Source organism: Xanthobacter autotrophicus (assembly GCF_030015065.1).
GTDB classification, from domain to species: Bacteria; Pseudomonadota; Alphaproteobacteria; order Rhizobiales; family Xanthobacteraceae; genus Xanthobacter; species Xanthobacter autotrophicus_D.
Genome location: NZ_JAIVFN010000491.1, coordinates 1 through 415 on the forward strand (window position 1 = coordinate 1; position 415 = coordinate 415).

The window sequence follows — 415 nt, forward strand, 5'->3', positions numbered from 1 at the left end:
GACATCGACCGCGCGAAGCATACATATCGGCTTTGCCCTGACCACAAAGCCGAACGACGACCGCAGCAGCAGTTTCTCGCATCTCGCGACAGAGAGAATCAACGGGATCGCTGATAGAAGGAGTCAGTCGTCAGCCGACTTTCAATTACCGATCGAACATAGGCAGCCCGCGCCTTGCGGGACTGCGAGTATTCGGCAAAAATCGTCATTGCTTCGGACCTCATCTCAGTGCCGCCGGTGGTCGTAAATACGAAAAATGAAGGCTCAAGATAACCAACAGTCTCTCGCATAAACCGCTTGCACTCATCAAGCGGAAAATCTGCGGCGTAGTCCGCCCAATCGATATAGCGCCTCCAGAAAGCAGGCGCCCCCCATTCCCCGCATCTCTCATCAACAAAGAGCTTCAACTCAGAGA

General features: G+C 53.7%; 1 protein-coding gene. It reads right to left on the reverse strand.

Translation table 11 applies throughout. From position 1 onward, the window contains the following. Window positions 1-98 precede the first annotated feature (98 nt). On the reverse strand, window positions 99-415 hold a 317-nt coding region (locus K9U40_RS24180; RefSeq protein ID WP_282892584.1), incomplete at its 5' end, for a hypothetical protein.